Here is a 15,903-nt window from a genome sequence, read left to right on the forward strand (position 1 = left end):
CCTTTTTTCGGCCATGCGCGGTCAGTGCGCGCCGGCCGCCGCTTCGGCCGCGCCGCCGCCGCCGCCGCCGGCCTTGGTGGAGCGGGGGCGCGCGAACCAGACCAACCCCGTCAGCATCAGGAAGATGATCGCCGAGGCGTAGAACACGTCCACCGCGGACATGGTGAACGCCTGCGCATTGATCAATCCGTCCACCATGGTCAGAGCCTGCTGGTGCGACATGCCCAACCCGTTCTGCAAGGAATTCAGCGTCTGGTCGAACGCCTGCTGGCCGGGTTTGGCGATTTCGGTCAGCTGCGAGTGGTGCATGGTGGCGCGGTTTTCCCACAGCGTGGTGGCGATCGAGGTGCCGAACGCGCCGGCCGTCAGGCGCAGGAAGTTCGACAGCCCCGAGGCCGCGGGGATGCGCCATGGTTCAATGCTGGACAGCGTGATCGAGGTCAATGGCACGAAGAATGCTGCCATCGCCGCGCCCTGGATGATGGTAGGGATCATCAGGGTGCGCACGTCGGTCTGGGTATTGAAGCCCGAGCGCATGAAGCAGACCAGCGCGAAGATCAGGAAGGCCACCGTCACGATCTGGCGCGGATCGCGCGTTGCCAGCATCTTGCCCACCAGCGGCGTCAGCAGGATGGCCAGCAGGCCCACCGGCGCCGTCACCAAGCCGGCATAGGTTGCCGTGTACCCCATATTGCTTTGCAGCCACAGGGGCAGCAGCACGACGTTGCCGAAGAAGACGCCGTACGCCACCGCCAGCGTCAGGGCGCCGACCGTGAAGTTGCGGATCTTGAACAGGCGCAGGTCCACGACGGGGTGGGCGTCGGTCAGTTCCCAAATCAGGAAAAAGACGAAGGCCACGAAAGCGGTTGCCGCCAGCGCGATGATGGTCGGGCTGGCGAACCAGTCCAGTTCCTTGCCCTTGTCCAGCATGATCTGCAAGGCGCCGACCCAGACGACCAGCAGCACCAGGCCCAGCTTGTCGATAGGCAGCTTGCGGGTCAGGGATTCGCGGTTGCCATAGATGCGCCAGCTGATCCAGGCCGCGAGCAGGCCAACCGGCACGTTGATGTAGAAGATCCAGGGCCACGTGTAGTTGTCCGAGATCCAGCCGCCCAGCAACGGCCCGGCAACGGGCGCGACCAGTGTGGTCATGGACCATACTGCCAGCGCCATGCCCGCCTTGGACTTGGGGAAGCTGGCCAGCATCAGCGTCTGCGACAGCGGAATCATGGGACCGGCCACCGCGCCTTGCAACACGCGGAAGGCGATCAGGGCTTCAAGCGACGGCGAAAAGCCGCACAGCCAAGACGCCAGCACGAACAGCAGCGTTGAAATCAGGAACAGCCGTACCTGGCCGAAGCGCTGCGTCAGCCAGCCCGTCAAGGGCACGGTGATGGCGTTGGCGACGGCGAACGACGTGATGACCCAGGTGCCCTGGCTGGAACTCACGCCCAGGTCGCCCGAGATGGTGGGGATGGACACGTTCGCAATCGAGGTGTCCAGCACGTTCATGAAGACCGCGGTGGATAGAGCGATCGACCCGATGATGCGGGTCGCGCCTTCCAACGGGGGGTAGGTGCCTGCCGGCAGGACCGGCGGCACGTCGGGCGCGCCAGCGCCCGCGGGCTGGGCGGTCGTGCTCATGATGCCAGGTTGTCCTGGATGATTTTGGTGATCATGGTGTCGACTTCATCGTGCGCGGGTTCGAAGGCGCGGGTCGACCAGGCCGGCTCCTTGCGGGAGGCTTGCGTCAGCGCCTCGCCTTCCTGCTTGCCCACATCGACTTCCACGTCCATGGACAGGCCGACGCGCAGCGGATGCGTCTTCAGGTCTTCGGGATCCAGCGTGATGCGCACGGGCACGCGCTGCACCACCTTGATCCAGTTGCCGGTGGCGTTCTGCGCGGGCAGCAGGGCAAAGGCGCTGCCGGTGCCGGCGTCCAGACCAGAGATCTTGCCGTGGTAGGTCACCGCGCTGCCGTACAGGTCGGCCACCATCTTGACCGGTTGGCCGATGCGCATCTTGCGCAGCTGGCCTTCCTTGAAGTTGGCCTCCACCCAGACCTGATCCAGCGGAACCACCGTCATCAGCGCATTGCCGGGGGCGACGCGCTGGCCGACTTGTGCGCTGCGGCGGGCGATGACGCCGCTGACAGGCGCCGGCAACACCGTGCGGGATTGCGCCAGCCAGGCATTGCGCAGACCAGCCGCGGCCTGCAGCACGTCGGGGTGGTTGGCGACCGTCGTGCCTTGCGTCAGGGCCTGGTTGGTGGCCAGCTTGGCGCGCGATGCGGCCAGGGAGGCGCGGGCTTGCGCCAGGCCGGACTGGGCGGACTTCAGGGCGGCTTCGGCGTGCAGGATTTCTTCGCCGCTGACGCCGCCGGACTTGGCCAGCTGCTGGCGACGGGTGACGTCGCTCTGCGCACGGGTCAGTTCGGCCTGGGCGCGCATGATGTCGGCGTTGCGCAGATCGACGTCGGCAGCCAGCGCATCGTTTTGCACGTAGTAGGTGCGGACCTGGCGCACCATCTGCGCGAGTTTCGCCTGAGCCTGTTGCAGGGCCACGTCGGTGTCGGCCGGGTCCAGGCGCACCAGCGGCTGGCCGGCAACGACGGTTTCGGTGTCGTCGGCTTCGATGGCGATGACCGTGCCGGGCACTTGGGGCGTAATCTGCACCAGGTTGCCGTGCACGTAGGCGTCGTCAGTGCTTTCGAAGTGGGCCCCGAACAGGGCCCACCAGATGCCGTAGGCAATGGCGACAAGGATGAAGGCGCCGGTGGCCAGCAGCAGCAGGCGTTTACGGGCGGGGTTGGTCGTGGGGGTGGCAGCGTTCATGACGTCTGAATCCGGGGATCGTTCAATGAATGGGGTTCGTGGCGGGGGCGGCAGGCGCCTGGGCGGCAGGCGCGGTGCCTGGCTCGGTCCCAGGGGCATAGCCGCCGCCCAGCGCGTTGGCCAGATTGGCGTCCAGCTGATACGCGCGGATGCGCAGGTCGGTGTCCATGCGGGCTTGCGTCAGCACGCCGGTCTGCGCGATGAGCACGGTGATGTAGTTGCCCAGGCCGACCTTGTAGCGGTTCACCGCCAGGTCATAGGCGGCTTCGATCGCTTCGCGGGCCTGGCGTTGCTGCGCCCGTTCCTGATCCAGCAGACGCAAACCGTCCAGCGCATCGGCCACTTGGTGCACGGCGTCCAGCACGGACTGGTTGTAGTCCGAGACGGCCAGATCGGCGTCGGCGCGGCGGCCTGCCAGGTTGGCGTTCAATTCGCCGCCGTGGAAGATGGGCAGTGTGATGGCCGGACCAAAGCCGGCAGTGCGCGCGGCGGCGCCCAGCAGGTTTCCAGTGCCCAGGGCCTGGAAGCCGGCGAAGGCGGTCAGGTTGACGTTGGGGTAGAACTCGGCCTTTGCGGTATCGATGGCGCTGCGGGCGGCCTCGGCGCGCCAGCGGGACGCGACGACGTCGGGGCGGTGGCCCAGCAGATCCAGCGGGATTTGGGCCGGCACGACCCCTGCGGGGGCAGTCAAGTCGACAGCCACGAGCGATTGGCCGCGTTGCGGGCCCGCGCCGGTCAGCGCAGCGACCTGGTTGCGCAGCTGTGCCAACGTGGTTTCGGTCTGGGTCAATTCCACGCGGCCGGCGGCCAGCGACGATTCCGCCTGCTTCACTTCCACCTGGGTGTCCAGGCCGGCGGTGTAGCGCCCCTGCGTCAGGGACAGCACGTCGGCGCGTTGCGCGATCACGCGCTTGAGCACGTCGCGCTGGGCAAAGGCGTTCTGCAGGTTCAGATAGGCGCGGACCGTGGCGCTGGCGAGCATATTGCGGGCGGCTTGCGCGTCGGCCACGGCCGCTTCGCGGTCGGACACGGCCGACTTCAGGCGCGACCGGTTCTTGCCCCAGAAGTCCAGCTCATAGCTGAAGTCCAGCGCCAGCCGGTTGTCGCTGACGACCGAGCCGCCCAGCGGGGCCGGGTAGATGTAGTCCGACGAGAGGTGCTCGCGGGTCAGCGAATAATCGGCATCCACGCGCGGCATCAGCGGGGCGCGGGCCGTGCTGACGGCGGCATTGGCTTTGGCCAGGCGGGCTTGCGCGGCGCTCATGGACGGGCTGTTGGCCAGCGCTTCGTCCATGAGGGCGTTGAGTTGGGTGTCGCCGTAGCGCTGCCACCATTGCGTGTTGGGCCAGACCGTTTCTTGGCCGCCGGTCAGTCCCAGTTTGGCCGCATCCAGCGCCGCAACAGGCTCGGGCCCGGGTTCCATCAGTGCGCAACCGCTCAGGGCCAGCACCAATACGGTTGAGAGAAGGCGTTTCATCCTGACTGTTTGCTGAAAGTAATTGATTGATCTGTATTTGCCTAGGCAAATATTATGCCAAATAAAACCCCAGTTGAATGGGGCGGGGCGCGCAGGGGCAGAGCGCCGTCAGCGTTCAGGCGCGGTGCTGGAAGCCGAGCCGTTGGCGATCATGCGGCGCATGAAATGCATCAGCTGGGTGACTTCGTCTGCCGAAAAACCCCGCAGGTGATGGTTCAGCGAGCGGGCGATATTCGGGGGGATTTCGCGGGCCTTGGATTCACCCAGTTCCGTGAGTTCGATCTTCACGACGCGGCGATCAGTCTGGCTACGCGTGCGGCGTAGCAGGCCTTTGGCTTCCAGGCGGTCTAGCGCGCGGGTCATGGCGCCGGTGTCCATGTCGTTCAGCCGCGCCAGTTCGGCGGGGGTGTCGGCACGGCCCAGGAACACCATGGCGAGCGGCCGCCATTGCATGGCGGTCAGGCCCAGCGGGGCCATTTCCTGGTCCAGCATCCGGTTGAGCGAATGATAGGCGAGCTTGATCAGGTAGCCGGCATTGTCTTCCACCATACAGCGGTTGTCGTTGCGGTAGTGGGTAGGAGTATCTGACGACGGCAGGGATGTTTCGGCATTCATGCGCCAAATTTTACTGCCTAGTCAGTTATTGTCAAGGCTGTGTTTTTGGGGCCGGACCGGTCTCCGTGGCCGCGCTCTTGCGCAGTCCCGACCAGACAATGGCAGCCACGATGAGGGCGGCGCCCGCAATCATGCGCGGCGTGGGCTCCTGGCTGAAAAGCGCCCACGCGAAGGCAATGGCGTAGACGGGTTCCAGGGCAATGACCAAGCCGGCGGTCCGTGCATTCAGGCGGGTCAGGCTGGAAACGAACAGGTAGTGCGACAGCCCCGTGCAGAAAATGCCCAGTAAGGCCAGCCAGAACCAATCCACGGCGGGCAGGGCGGGCAGCTGGCCCACCGCGAACGGCACCATGACCAGCGCCACCACCACGTTCTGCCAGCAAGCTACCTGCATCGGGTCCATGCCAGAGGCCGACCGGCGGTTGCTCAGGGCCAGCAGGGCGAAGGTCAGGCCGGACAACAGTCCCCATGCGAGGCCAATGGTGCCCTGGTCGGAGAAGTCGAAAGACGGCGTCACCAAGACCAGGCCGGCGGTGACCAGCCCCAGCAGCATCCACTCGGCCGCCCGGATGCGCTCCCGGAAGATCAGGCCTTCGAACAGCGTGATGAAGGCGGGAAAGCTGGCGAAGCCCAGCGTGGCGATGGCGATGCCGCCGACCTTGACCGAAATGAAGAAGGTGACCCAGTGCGTGGCCAGCAGCGCGCCGGCGATCACCAGCACGAACAACTGCGCGGGCGTCAGGACGCCCAGCAGGGGCTTGCGACGCATGCGGGCAAACACGCCCAGCGAAATCACCGCGAAGATCGCCCGGCCCAGCGTGATGACGGCGGCGCTGGCCTGGATCAACTCTCCGAAGACGCCGGTCAGGCCGAATAGCACGGCGGCAATATGGATTTGGGTCAGAGCGCGTTGTCGGGTCATGCGTAGGGGAATTTGATGCCAAAAGCATAGATAGGCGTGCAAATCGCTTTGCACTGAATCTAAAATCATCGCATGAATCGTCTTGCCAAGTTTTTGCCGCCTTCCTACCTGTCCGGCCGCGCGGCCGGAATCCTCATGGCGACGCTTGGCGCGGTGCTGTTTTCGGCCAAGGCGATCGTCGTCAAATTCACCTACCGCTACGGCATCGACGCGGTCACCCTCATCGCCTTCCGCATGCTGTTCGCCATGCCGTTTTTCGCGGCCGTAGCCTGGCATCAGTCGCGCCGCGCTGCCCGCGGTGAAATAGTCGTCATGACGGCCAAGGAGCGCGCACAGGTCATCGTGCTGGGTCTGCTGGGCTACTACCTCTCCAGCTTCCTGGATTTCCTGGGCCTGCGCTATATCACCGCCAGCCTCGAACGGCTGATTCTCTTCCTGTCGCCCTCGCTCGTGGTGCTGCTGTCGGCGTTCTGGTTCAAGCGGCCGGTCGAGCGCCGGCAATGGCTGGCCATGGTGCTGTCCTATGCGGGCGTGGTGCTGGTGTTCGCCCACGACCTGTCCTTTGGCGGCGGTGGCGAGGTGCTGTTAGGGTCTTTGTTCGTTTTTGGCTCGGCGGCAAGCTATTCTGTCTACCTGATTTGTTCTGGCGAACTGATCAAGCGGGTCGGCCCGACGCGCCTGGTGGCCTATGCCATGCTGGTGTCGTGCGTGGCCTGCATCATCCAGTTTTTCGTGATTCATCCGCCGTCGATGCTGATTCAACCGGCCGGGGTTTACGGATATTCCGTGATCCATGCCACGCTGAACACGGTGGTGCCGGTCTTCATGCTGATGTGGGCAGTGTCGCTGATTGGCGCACCCACGGCGTCGCTGCTGGGCATGGTGGGGCCGGTGTCGGTGCTGTTTCTGGCGTCGTGGTTCCTGAATGAGCCCATCACCGTATGGCAGATGGCAGGGACTGCGTTGGTGCTGGCCGGTGTGCTCGCCCTGATGGGCGTTGGCGCCGGCAAGCAGGCGTCCGTCACGCCGCGCGAGGCTCGCCCGCCGCGCTGAAGTCTGGTTTTCCCGGTTACACCCCATTTATTTCCCATGAAAGGAGGCCAGCATGGCCAGCAATCTCGTCAAGGCAATTCGTATCGAGCAGCACGGTGGTCCCGAAGTCCTGAAGCTGGTCGAGGTGGAAGTCCTGCCGCCCGCCGCCAATGAAGTCACAATCGAACAGCACGCCGCCGGCCTGAATTTCATCGATATCTATTTCCGCACGGGCTTGTATCCGCATCCGCTGCCGCACGGCTTGGGCTTTGAAGCCGCCGGCGTGGTCACCGCCGTGGGCGCAGACGTCAAGCATCTGAAGAAGGGTGACCGCGTCGCCTACGGCCAGAGCCCCATCGGTGCCTACGCCAAAGCGCGCAACGTGCCGGCCAACCAGGTCGTCAAGGTGCCCAAGGGCATCGGTTTCGACGAAGCCGCTGCGCTGATGCTCAAGGGTCTGACGGTGCAGTACCTGTTCCGCCAGACCTATCGCCTGCAAGGCGGCGAAACCATCCTGTTCCATGCGGCCGCCGGCGGCGTGGGCCTGATCGCTTGCCAATGGGCCAAGGCCCTGGGTGTGAAGCTGATCGGCACTGTCTCCAGCCCGGAAAAGGCAGAACTGGCCCGCGCCAACGGGGCCTGGGAAACCATCGACTACTCGCGCGAGAACGTCGCGGAACGCGTGCTGGAACTGACCGGCGGCAAGAAGGTGCCGGTGGTGTATGACGGCGTGGGCAAGGACACCTGGGAAACCTCGCTGGACTGCATCGAGCCGCGCGGGCTGATGGTCAGCTTCGGCAATGCCTCCGGCCCCGTCGCCGGCGTCAACCTGGCCGTGCTGAACCAGAAGGGCAGCCTGTACGTCACGCGCCCGTCGCTGGGCGTGCATGTGAACACGCTGGAAAAGCTGCAGGCCGCATCCGAAGAGGTGTTCGACCTGGTGCTGAAGAAGAAGATCAAGGTCCGTATCGACCAGCGCTACAGCCTGGAGCAAGTGGGCGAAGCGCAGACCGCGCTGGCCTCGCGCAAGACCACGGGCGCCACGGTGCTGATGCTGGACTGATCGGCGATATCCGCGGCGCGGGCTCCCTGGCGAGCCTGTAATGGGCCAGGTCGACCGCCAAAGCGCGGTTGGCCTGGCCTTTTTCATGCAAGGTCCGCGTGCGCAGAATGACAAATCCCCATGCACGGCCCGACAAGCCAGCCTGAAATGCCGTTGCTATTCTGGCTCCCACACTTTTCGTTGGAGCTTCAGATGTCTTTCCCAAGCGATTCGACCGCCGGCCCAGCAGGGGGCGACCGCCCGGAATTGGGCGCGATCAGGGAATTCATGCTGATCGACGGCAAGCCGGTGCATGAAGGGCAGGGCAAGCCGATTCCCGTCTACGACCCGGCCACGGGCCAGGTCATCGCGCATCAGCCGGATGCCGGCCCCGCGCAGGTGGACCTGGCGGTCCAGGCCGCGCGCCGCGCCTTTGCCTCCGGGCCCTGGCACGACATGCTGCCCGCAGGCCGTGAACGTCTGCTGCTGAAGCTGGCAGACCTGCTGGAGCAGCACGGCACCGAACTGGCCCGACTGGAAACGCTCAACAGCGGCAAGCTCCTGGGTATCGCCCAAGGGCTGGAAGTGGGCGCGGGCGCCCAGTGGCTGCGCTACATGGCCGGTTGGGCCACCAAGATCACGGGCGACACCCTGTCCTTGTCGATCCCGTTTCCGCCAGGCGTCCAATACAGCGCCTACACCCTGGCGCAGCCCGTCGGCGTGGTGGGCGCGATCATCCCGTGGAACTTCCCGCTGCTGATGGCGGTGTGGAAAATTGCGCCGGCGTTGGCCGTCGGCTGCACCGTCGTGCTCAAACCCGCCGAGGAAACGCCCTTGACCGCCTTGCGGCTGGCCGAACTGGCGCTGGAAGCCGGCTTTCCGCCCGGCGTGGTCAACGTGATCACGGGGCGCGGCGAAACCGCAGGCGCCGCGCTGGTGGCGCATCCCGGCATCGACAAGATCGCGTTCACCGGCTCTACCGAGGTCGGCAAGCTGATCGGGCGGGCCGCGATGGACGACATGAAGCGTGTGTCGCTGGAGTTGGGCGGCAAGTCGCCCGTGATCGTGCTGGACGATTGCGACGTCGACCGCGCCGTCCAGGGCGCCGCCGCGGCCATCTTCTTCAACCAGGGCCAAGTCTGCACGGCCGGGTCGCGCCTGTATGTGCAGCAGGGCCTGTACGCCAAAGTCGTGCAGGGGTTGGCAGATGTGGCAGCCAGCCTGACGCTGGGCTCCGGTTTTGACGCGGCCACGCAGATCGGGCCGCTGATCTCGGCCCGGCATCAACAGCGCGTCATGGATTACATCGGTATCGGCCGGGCCGAAGGCGGTCGCGTGCTGGCGGGCGGCGCCGCCGGTGACGGGGCGGGCTATTTCGTGCAGCCCACCGTCTTTACCGACGTGCGGCAAGACGCCCGCATCGCACAGGAAGAGATCTTCGGCCCCGTCGTCGTGGCGCAGCCGTTCGACACGCTGGATGACGCCGTGCGGCTGGCCAACGACAGCGCCTTCGGCCTGGGCGCCAGCCTCTGGAGCAATGACCTGTCGCGCGTGCAGCGCCTGATCCCGCGCATCGACGCGGGCACGGTGTGGGTCAACACCCACAACATGCTGGATCCCAACATGCCGTTTGGCGGATTCAAGCAATCCGGCATCGGCCGCGAACACGGCCGTGCCGTGATCGAGATGTACCTGGAGAAGAAGTCCGTCTGCATCGCGTACTAGAACGTAGCGGCGCGTTGGCCAAGCCGGGAGATACCGGCGGCGGCGCGTTCGCAAGACCAAGGGGAAGTGCATGGCAAGCAAGATACATGGCCGCGCCCGGGCGGGCGCCGCGCTGGTGCTGGCATGGGCGGGCGCGACGCAGCCGGCTTGGGCGGGCGACCCCAGCGCACGCGACTGGATACCGGCGCCCGTGGGCACCAACATCGTGGCGGGGTACCTGGCGGGCCTGCGCTCGTCGGGGCTGTACTCGGAAGGCAAGCGGGTGGACGGCGCGTCCCTGGACGTGAACGCGTTGATCTATCGCCAGATGCACTACCGCGATTTCTACGGCAAGACCGTGCAGCTGGAATTCATCGTGCCCATGTACCGGACGTCGCTGGACTTGCCCGGCGCGCCGGGCGACCACCAGACCGGCATTGGCGACGTGACGCTGGGCTCGGCAATCTGGCTGTACAACAATGAGCAGACCAAGACCTGGTTCGCCTGGGAGCCCTTCATCGTGGCGCCGGTGGGCCGCTACGACCGCTCGCGTCCGGACGTGTCGCCGGGCAAGAACCGATGGTCCACCATCCAGGACTTCTCGTTCGTCAAGGGGGTGGGCGAATCCACGTTCCTGGAGGCCATCGCCGAAGTGGAAATCTACGGACGCAACACCGACTGGTACGGACAGACGCTGAAGAAAGACCCGTCGTTCCGCTTCTTTGCGCTGGCGTCCACCAACCTGACGCCCGACACGTACACGGGCATCCGCTATCGCTATGAAACCGGCGGGCGCGAGACGTCCTCGGGCGAAACCGTCGCTACCCGGGCGCGCAATCACCAACTGGCCGTCGAACTGACGCATCAGATCAACGACGCCAACCAGATTCAGACGCAGTACATCCACGACCTGAAGGTCGAGAACGGGCCGCGGATGCGGGGCGTGCAGTTGCGCTACGTCTACGCGTTCTAGGAAACCGGATCATGAGAGGAGAATATCGATGATTGCGCTTCGAGCCACATCACGCGCATCGCGGGCCGGACGGTGGGCGCTGTGTGCCGCCCTGGCAAGCGCCACGGGCCTGGCCTGGGCGGACCTGCCCGTGGAAGAACTCAAGGGCGGCACCCGCTTGCCCCCGGCCACGCCGCACCGGCTGTACGTGATGGATGCGGCCTTCAACCACCTGGTCGACAGCCGGGTCAACATCTACGACGGCGATTCCGGGAAATTCCTGGGGCTGGTGCCCACGTCATTCAACGGCCACATGACGGTGTCGGCAGACGGCCGCGACATTTATGTCATGACGACCTATTACGAACGGCTCAACCGGGGCAAGCGCACCGACGTGATCGAGGCCTGGGACGCCGAGACGCTGACCCCCAAGTACGAAGTGCCGATTCCGCAGAAGCGCGCGCAGGCGCTGAACTACCGCAACTACCTGCGCCAGAGCACCGACGGCGAACTCTTGTTCGTGCAGAACGCCACGCCTGCGACTTCGGTCACGGTGGTGGACTTGAAGACCCGCCAGTTCGCCGACGAGGTCACGGCGGCGGCAGGATGCTGGAGCATCATCCCGCTGCCCTCGCGTCCGCGCAGCTTCGCCACCATCTGCGGCGACGGCGGCCTGTTGACCATCGACCTGGATGCCGCCGGCAAGCCCGCCGGCCAGCAGCGCAGCAAACCGATGTTCGAGCTTGAGAAAGACCCCATCTTCACGCATACCGAGAACGTGGGCGATACCTTCTACTTCGTGTCCTACAACGGCAACGTCTACAGCGCCGACTTCAGCGGCAAGGAAGTCAGCTTCGGCGCCCCGTGGTCGCTGCTGGACGCGTCGGGCAAGGACCGCGGCTGGCGGCCCGGCGGCTACAACCTGCTGGCCATCAACCGGGCGTCCAAGCGGCTGTACGTGGGCATGCATCCGAATGGCGCGGAAGGCACGCACAAGACGCCCGCCGCCGAGATCTGGGTGTACGACCTGGCCACGCACAAGCGCCTGGCGCGCGTGCCCGGCAAGAACGCCTTGTCGATGTCGGTCTCGCAAGACGACAAGCCGCGCCTGTTCACCATCGACGGGGGCAACGTCAACATCTATGACGCGGCGCCCGTGGCCCCCGTGTTCAAGACCACGATCCAGGCGGCGGGCGAGACCGCGTTGCAAGTCGAACCGCAACCCACAGGAGGCCCGAAATGAACGATCCGGTCCTGCTCTATGGCGCTAGCGCCGCGTTGGCGTGCGTGCTGCTGCTGGGGGCGCTTGAAAAGCTGAAAGACCTGGCGGGGTTCTCCCGTGCCGTCGCCGCCTACGAGATCCTGCCTTCCAGCCTGAGCGGCGCGTTCGCGCGTGGGTATGCGCTGGCGGAAGCCGCGGCGGGCGCCATGTTGCTGATGCCCTCGCTCCAGGCTTGGGGCGCGGCGCTGGCCTTGCTGGTGTTGCTGGTGGCGACGCTGGGGCTGGCCTACAACCTGGCGCGCGGGCACCGCGACATCGATTGCGGCTGCGGCGGCCCCGCCTCTCGGGGACGCGACGGCGCGCAGGGCGGCGGGCTGTCGTGGTGGCTGGTGCTGCGCAATGCGGTGCTGGCGCTATGGACGGCACCGGTGCTGATCGCGGCGGCTGGGCAATCGCGCCATCTGCAATGGGCGGACGCCGCTGCAGTTTTCGGCCTGGCGATGACCGCCGTGGGCCTGTACTTCACTGCCAATCACCTCTTGGCCTCGCATCTCAAGCTGCGGAATCTTTGAAGGAGTTTCATATGGATGCCTTGATCATTTCCAATTTCCTGTTGTGGGGCGTGGTGCTGTGCCTGGTGCTGGTCATCCTGGCCTTGTCGCGTCAGATCGGCGTGCTGTACGAACGCGTGGCGCCGATGGGGGCGCTGACGATGGACAAGGGGCCCGCCGTGGGCGAGGCCGCGCCGCGCTTTGCGCTGCCCGACTTGCTGGGGCGCCGCATCACCGTCGGCGAACGCGGGCAGCACAGCCAACTGCTGTTTTTCCTGTCGCCCACCTGCCCCGTGTGCAAAAAGCTGCTGCCCATCCTCAAATCGGTGGCCAGTACCGAAAGCGCCTGGCTGCGCATCGTGCTGGCCAGCGACGGCGAAATGCCCGAGCACCTGGCGTTCTACAAGCAGGCTGGGTTGGAACGGTTCCCGTATCTGCTGTCGACCGAACTGGGCATGAAGTTCCAGATCAGCAAATTGCCGTATGCGGTGCTGATCGACGAGTCGGGCGTCTTGCGCGCCAAGGGCCTGATCAATTCCCGTGAACAGCTGGAAAGCCTGTTCACGGCCAAGGAACTTGGCGTGGCGTCGGTACAGGATTTCCTGGCCGCGGGCATGGACGAGACCCGGATTTCCCGCAAGGAGAGCGGCAATGCATTGGCTGGATAAACTTGGCGAGCGCGCTACGCGCTCCGTCGCGCACACCACGTCGCGCCGCAGCGTGCTGAACCGTATCGGCAAGCTGCTGGTGGGAACCGCGTTCCTGATGCCGGTGCTGCCGGTGGCGCGTTCGGCCCCTGCGGCGGGCAAGAAGCCGCAGATGGACGACACGGCCTGCGATTACTGGCGCTACTGCGCGGTGGACGGCTTCCTGTGCTCGTGCTGCGGCGGCAGCATGACGTCATGCCCGCCCGGCACGTCGCCGTCCGCCGTGTCATGGGTGGGAACGTGCCACAATCCGCTGGATGGCAAGGACTACCTCATCAGCTACAACGACTGCTGCGGCAAGACGGCTTGCGGCAAGTGCATGTGCGCGTCAGCGGAACGCGAACGTCCGGGCTACCAGATGTTCCTGCATAACGACGTGAACTGGTGCATGTCCAACGAGTCGTCGATCTTCCACTGCACGACCTCGGTGATCGTGGGGCTGGCCAAGCCACAACCCAAGGCAGCGCCCAAGCCATGAGGCCTTGGGGGCGGCCGTCGGCAGGATGGCGCGGGGGAATTGCCCTTGCCGTCCTGCTGTGCGCGATGCAGGGCGCGGCGGCGCAGGAAGGGGGCATGGCCGCCCGGGACGCCGCCGATGCTGAGCGCCTGCGGCAAGCCGTGCGCGCCGACTATGTGTTGCAGTGCGCAGGCTGCCACCGTGTGGATGGCCGGGGCAGCAGCCCGCATGGCATACCGGACTTCCGCCAATCGGTCGGCGCGTTCACGCATCTGCCGGCGGGCCGCGAATACTTGATCCGCGTGCCGGGCGCCGCGCATTCGCAACTGAGCAACGCCGAGCTTGCGGCGGTGCTGAACTGGGTGCTGGGCGAATTCAGCAGGGCCCAGTTGCCCGCGGATTTCAAACCCTATAACGAAGCGGAGGTTGCGGCAGCGCGGCCGAATCGCTACGACGACGTGGTGCCGGTGCGCCACGAACTGGCTGAAAAGCTCACGTCGATGGGATTCACGTTGTCCGAATACTCGTATGGCAGCGACAGGAAACCGTAGACAGGCAGGCAGTTAGGGGTTGTCACCGATACTCCCTCCCGACGCGCAGTGCTAGAAAGAGGCAGCATTTCCATTCAACGCTGTAGCTGTGCCGCCGGGCGGGTTGTCCACGGCACAAAAGGCACGCCGTTTCGAGACGCCGGAGTCGCCATGTCATTATCCCTTTTGCACAGCGCGCCCAGGCACTTCCTGGATCGCGCCAGCTGGCAGGAAAGTATCAGCAGCACGTTCGTGCCTCTGGAAGTATCCGCTGTATTCCCCACGCGTTTTCGCAACAGCGTGGCGGTGGGCTGCCTGGGCTGGATGCAGGTCAGCGAATTGCACAGCAGCGCGCAACGCGTACGCCGCAGCAAATTGCTTGCGGCTCGTGCCGAGGAAGCCGGCTACAAGGTCACGCTGCAATTGGCGGGCCGCAGCGAAATCCGCCAATCGAATCGCACCGCCTTGCTGATGCCGGGGGAGTGGAGCATCTACGACACCACCCGGCCGTATGAGGTCGACGTGGATGATGGCGCGCATTTTTTGGTGATGCAGGTGCCGGGCAAGCAGACCGAGGCCTGGCAGCCGTATATGCAGAACGCCGTGGCCCGCAATTTCAGCGGTCAGCATGGCTGTGGCCGCATGGCGATGGACCTGTTGCGCGTGGCCTTGGGCGAACACGCCCACCTGTCCGAAAGCGCGGCGCGCGATGCGGCCAATGCGGTATTGCAGATGATGGGGCTGGATATCAGCGAGCGGGCCGGGGGGCAGGCCGAGCAAGACCAGGCGGGCCTGAAGCAGGCGCAGTTGCGCCGCGTCCAACAGCACATTCTTGAAAACCTGCACGATCCGGCCTTGTCGCCGGCATCCGCCGCCGCGGCATTTCGGATGTCGCGGCGCTATCTGTATAACCTGTTCGCGCTGGCAGCCACCACGCCTGCCGATTTCATCCTCAGCGCCCGGCTGGAACGCAGCCGGGAGGCGCTGTGCGATGCGACACAGTCCGTGCGGCAGATCGGCGATATCGCCTACCGGTTCGGGTTTTCGGATGCAGCGCGGTTCAGCCACGCGTTCCGCAAGCGGTATGGCGCGTCGCCCTCGGAATACCGCCGGCAGGCGCGCTAGGGTCCACCCGGCCGGATCAGTGCTGCGCTGGGCTCAGAGCAGCTCTTCGTTGATCAGGTCTTCCTTGCCGTAGAACTTCACGCCGATATGGATGCGGTCGCGGCCTTGTGAACGGCGGTGGCGGTTGGTGTCGCGCAGGGAATAGACGCAGCCGCAGTATTCCTGCTGATAGAAGTTCTCGCGCTTGCTGATTTCGATCATGCGGGCGGACCCGCCGCCCTTGCGCCAGTTGTAGGTCCAGTAGACCAGGTCGTCGTAGCGGGCGGCGGCGCGTTCGCCGCAGCCGTTGATCTGGTTCATGTCCTTCCAGCGCGAAATGCCGAGCGAGCTGGTGATGGTGTCGAACCCGTGCTCGTGTGCGTACAGCGCGGTGCGCTCAAAGCGCATGTCGAAGCAGGCGGTGCAGCGTTCGCCGCGTTCGGGGGCGTTTTCCATTCCCTTCACACGGTCGAACCAGTTGTCCATGTCGTAATCGGCATCGATGAATTCGATGCCGTGCTGTTCGGCGAAGCGGATGTTCTCCTGCTTGCGGATCTCGTACTCTTTGACCGGATGGATGTTCGGGTTGTAGAAGTAGATCGCGTAGTCGATGCCGGAGGCCGTCATGGCTTCCATGACTTCGCCGGAACAGGGCGCGCAGCAGGAGTGCATCAGCACCTTGCTGCGGCCAGCGGGGAGGTCAAGCTTGGGGCGGACGAGTTCGGACATGGCTTGCAGGCAAAAAAGGCGGAAA

At 65.3% G+C, this 15,903-nt stretch carries 16 protein-coding genes; 10 read left to right on the top strand and 6 right to left on the bottom strand.

Translation table 11 applies throughout. The features are described 5' to 3' along the window. Positions 1 to 21: 21 nt before the first annotated feature. The 5 genes from AC3WMU_RS28580 to AC3WMU_RS28600 all read right to left on the bottom strand — a co-directional run bounded on the left by AC3WMU_RS28580 (position 22) and on the right by AC3WMU_RS28600 (position 5,848). Positions 22 to 1,644, bottom strand: coding sequence for a DHA2 family efflux MFS transporter permease subunit (locus tag AC3WMU_RS28580; protein ID WP_492283329.1), 1,623 nt, complete (start codon positions 1,642 to 1,644; stop codon positions 22 to 24). Then, positions 1,641 to 2,834: an HlyD family secretion protein gene (locus AC3WMU_RS28585; RefSeq protein ID WP_492283330.1), complete on the bottom strand. Its 1,194-nt coding sequence runs from the start codon at positions 2,832 to 2,834 to the stop codon at positions 1,641 to 1,643. The genes AC3WMU_RS28580 and AC3WMU_RS28585 overlap by 4 nt, the downstream gene beginning before the upstream one ends. A 22-nt stretch (positions 2,835 to 2,856) precedes the next feature. Further along, entirely contained in the window at positions 2,857 to 4,311 is a 1,455-nt protein-coding gene (locus AC3WMU_RS28590; protein ID WP_035214151.1) for an efflux transporter outer membrane subunit, read from the bottom strand. Positions 4,312 to 4,419: 108 nt separating this feature from the next. Next, positions 4,420 to 4,926: a MarR family winged helix-turn-helix transcriptional regulator gene (locus AC3WMU_RS28595; RefSeq protein WP_035214150.1), complete on the bottom strand. Its 507-nt coding sequence runs from the start codon at positions 4,924 to 4,926 to the stop codon at positions 4,420 to 4,422. 31 nt (positions 4,927 to 4,957) lie between these two features. Then, the gene (locus AC3WMU_RS28600) at positions 4,958 to 5,848 is read right to left on the bottom strand and encodes a DMT family transporter (RefSeq protein ID WP_492283331.1); all 891 of its coding nucleotides are present in this window, start codon (positions 5,846 to 5,848) and stop codon (positions 4,958 to 4,960) included. 72 nt (positions 5,849 to 5,920) lie between these two features. On the opposite strand from AC3WMU_RS28600, the gene AC3WMU_RS28605 reads away from it, so the two are divergent. The 10 genes from AC3WMU_RS28605 to AC3WMU_RS28650 all read left to right on the top strand — a co-directional run bounded on the left by AC3WMU_RS28605 (position 5,921) and on the right by AC3WMU_RS28650 (position 15,170). After that, positions 5,921 to 6,901: a DMT family transporter gene (locus AC3WMU_RS28605; protein WP_006227553.1), complete on the top strand. Its 981-nt coding sequence runs from the start codon at positions 5,921 to 5,923 to the stop codon at positions 6,899 to 6,901. A 52-nt stretch (positions 6,902 to 6,953) separates the two neighbouring features. Further along, a complete protein-coding gene (locus AC3WMU_RS28610; RefSeq protein WP_006227552.1) occupies positions 6,954 to 7,943 on the top strand; it encodes a quinone oxidoreductase family protein in 990 nt (329 codons plus the stop codon). A 192-nt stretch (positions 7,944 to 8,135) separates the two neighbouring features. Then, positions 8,136 to 9,647 (top strand): phenylacetaldehyde dehydrogenase StyD, encoded by a 1,512-nt coding sequence (gene styD / locus AC3WMU_RS28615; protein ID WP_006227551.1) that lies wholly within the window; start codon positions 8,136 to 8,138, stop codon positions 9,645 to 9,647. 70 nt (positions 9,648 to 9,717) lie between these two features. Then, positions 9,718 to 10,599, top strand: a complete 882-nt coding sequence (locus AC3WMU_RS28620; RefSeq protein ID WP_492283332.1) for a transporter — start codon at positions 9,718 to 9,720, stop codon at positions 10,597 to 10,599. Positions 10,600 to 10,627: 28 nt separating this feature from the next. Further along, the gene (locus AC3WMU_RS28625; protein ID WP_006227549.1) at positions 10,628 to 11,821 is read left to right on the top strand and encodes an amine dehydrogenase large subunit; all 1,194 of its coding nucleotides are present in this window, start codon (positions 10,628 to 10,630) and stop codon (positions 11,819 to 11,821) included. Further along, complete coding sequence (locus AC3WMU_RS28630) at positions 11,818 to 12,372, top strand: MauE/DoxX family redox-associated membrane protein (RefSeq protein WP_006227548.1); 555 nt, start codon at positions 11,818 to 11,820, stop codon at positions 12,370 to 12,372. Before AC3WMU_RS28625 ends, AC3WMU_RS28630 begins: the two co-directional genes overlap by 4 nt. An 11-nt stretch (positions 12,373 to 12,383) precedes the next feature. After that, entirely contained in the window at positions 12,384 to 13,019 is a 636-nt protein-coding gene (mauD, locus tag AC3WMU_RS28635; protein ID WP_006227547.1) for a methylamine dehydrogenase accessory protein MauD, read from the top strand. Beyond that, positions 13,003 to 13,536, top strand: a complete 534-nt coding sequence (locus AC3WMU_RS28640; RefSeq protein WP_006227546.1) for a methylamine dehydrogenase light chain — start codon at positions 13,003 to 13,005, stop codon at positions 13,534 to 13,536. Before mauD ends, AC3WMU_RS28640 begins: the two co-directional genes overlap by 17 nt. 95 nt (positions 13,537 to 13,631) lie before the next feature. After that, complete coding sequence (locus AC3WMU_RS28645) at positions 13,632 to 14,066, top strand: cytochrome c family protein (RefSeq protein WP_234704860.1); 435 nt, start codon at positions 13,632 to 13,634, stop codon at positions 14,064 to 14,066. 150 nt (positions 14,067 to 14,216) lie between these two features. Continuing rightward, the gene (locus AC3WMU_RS28650; protein WP_492283333.1) at positions 14,217 to 15,170 is read left to right on the top strand and encodes an AraC-like ligand-binding domain-containing protein; all 954 of its coding nucleotides are present in this window, start codon (positions 14,217 to 14,219) and stop codon (positions 15,168 to 15,170) included. A 33-nt stretch (positions 15,171 to 15,203) separates the two neighbouring features. Here the strand turns inward: AC3WMU_RS28650 and AC3WMU_RS28655 are convergent, their stop codons facing one another. Further along, complete coding sequence (locus AC3WMU_RS28655) at positions 15,204 to 15,878, bottom strand: epoxyqueuosine reductase QueH (protein WP_006227543.1); 675 nt, start codon at positions 15,876 to 15,878, stop codon at positions 15,204 to 15,206. Positions 15,879 to 15,903 lie beyond the last annotated feature (25 nt).

Source organism: Achromobacter sp. FW305-C-13, from assembly GCF_058783475.1.

Bases quoted from the DNA above. Each gene is read 5' to 3' on its own strand.
- AC3WMU_RS28580 (WP_492283329.1), bottom strand. From the start codon at position 1,644: ATGAGCACGACCGCCCAGCCCGCGGGCGCTGGCGCGCCCGACGTGCCG.
- AC3WMU_RS28585 (WP_492283330.1), bottom strand. From the start codon at position 2,834: ATGAACGCTGCCACCCCCACGACCAACCCCGCCCGTAAACGCCTGCTG.
- AC3WMU_RS28590 (WP_035214151.1), bottom strand. From the start codon at position 4,311: ATGAAACGCCTTCTCTCAACCGTATTGGTGCTGGCCCTGAGCGGTTGC.
- AC3WMU_RS28595 (WP_035214150.1), bottom strand. From the start codon at position 4,926: ATGAATGCCGAAACATCCCTGCCGTCGTCAGATACTCCTACCCACTAC.
- AC3WMU_RS28600 (WP_492283331.1), bottom strand. From the start codon at position 5,848: ATGACCCGACAACGCGCTCTGACCCAAATCCATATTGCCGCCGTGCTA.
- AC3WMU_RS28605 (WP_006227553.1), top strand. From the start codon at position 5,921: ATGAATCGTCTTGCCAAGTTTTTGCCGCCTTCCTACCTGTCCGGCCGC.
- AC3WMU_RS28610 (WP_006227552.1), top strand. From the start codon at position 6,954: ATGGCCAGCAATCTCGTCAAGGCAATTCGTATCGAGCAGCACGGTGGT.
- styD (WP_006227551.1), top strand. From the start codon at position 8,136: ATGTCTTTCCCAAGCGATTCGACCGCCGGCCCAGCAGGGGGCGACCGC.
- AC3WMU_RS28620 (WP_492283332.1), top strand. From the start codon at position 9,718: ATGGCAAGCAAGATACATGGCCGCGCCCGGGCGGGCGCCGCGCTGGTG.
- AC3WMU_RS28625 (WP_006227549.1), top strand. From the start codon at position 10,628: ATGATTGCGCTTCGAGCCACATCACGCGCATCGCGGGCCGGACGGTGG.
- AC3WMU_RS28630 (WP_006227548.1), top strand. From the start codon at position 11,818: ATGAACGATCCGGTCCTGCTCTATGGCGCTAGCGCCGCGTTGGCGTGC.
- mauD (WP_006227547.1), top strand. From the start codon at position 12,384: ATGGATGCCTTGATCATTTCCAATTTCCTGTTGTGGGGCGTGGTGCTG.
- AC3WMU_RS28640 (WP_006227546.1), top strand. From the start codon at position 13,003: ATGCATTGGCTGGATAAACTTGGCGAGCGCGCTACGCGCTCCGTCGCG.
- AC3WMU_RS28645 (WP_234704860.1), top strand. From the start codon at position 13,632: ATGGCCGCCCGGGACGCCGCCGATGCTGAGCGCCTGCGGCAAGCCGTG.
- AC3WMU_RS28650 (WP_492283333.1), top strand. From the start codon at position 14,217: ATGTCATTATCCCTTTTGCACAGCGCGCCCAGGCACTTCCTGGATCGC.
- AC3WMU_RS28655 (WP_006227543.1), bottom strand. From the start codon at position 15,878: ATGTCCGAACTCGTCCGCCCCAAGCTTGACCTCCCCGCTGGCCGCAGC.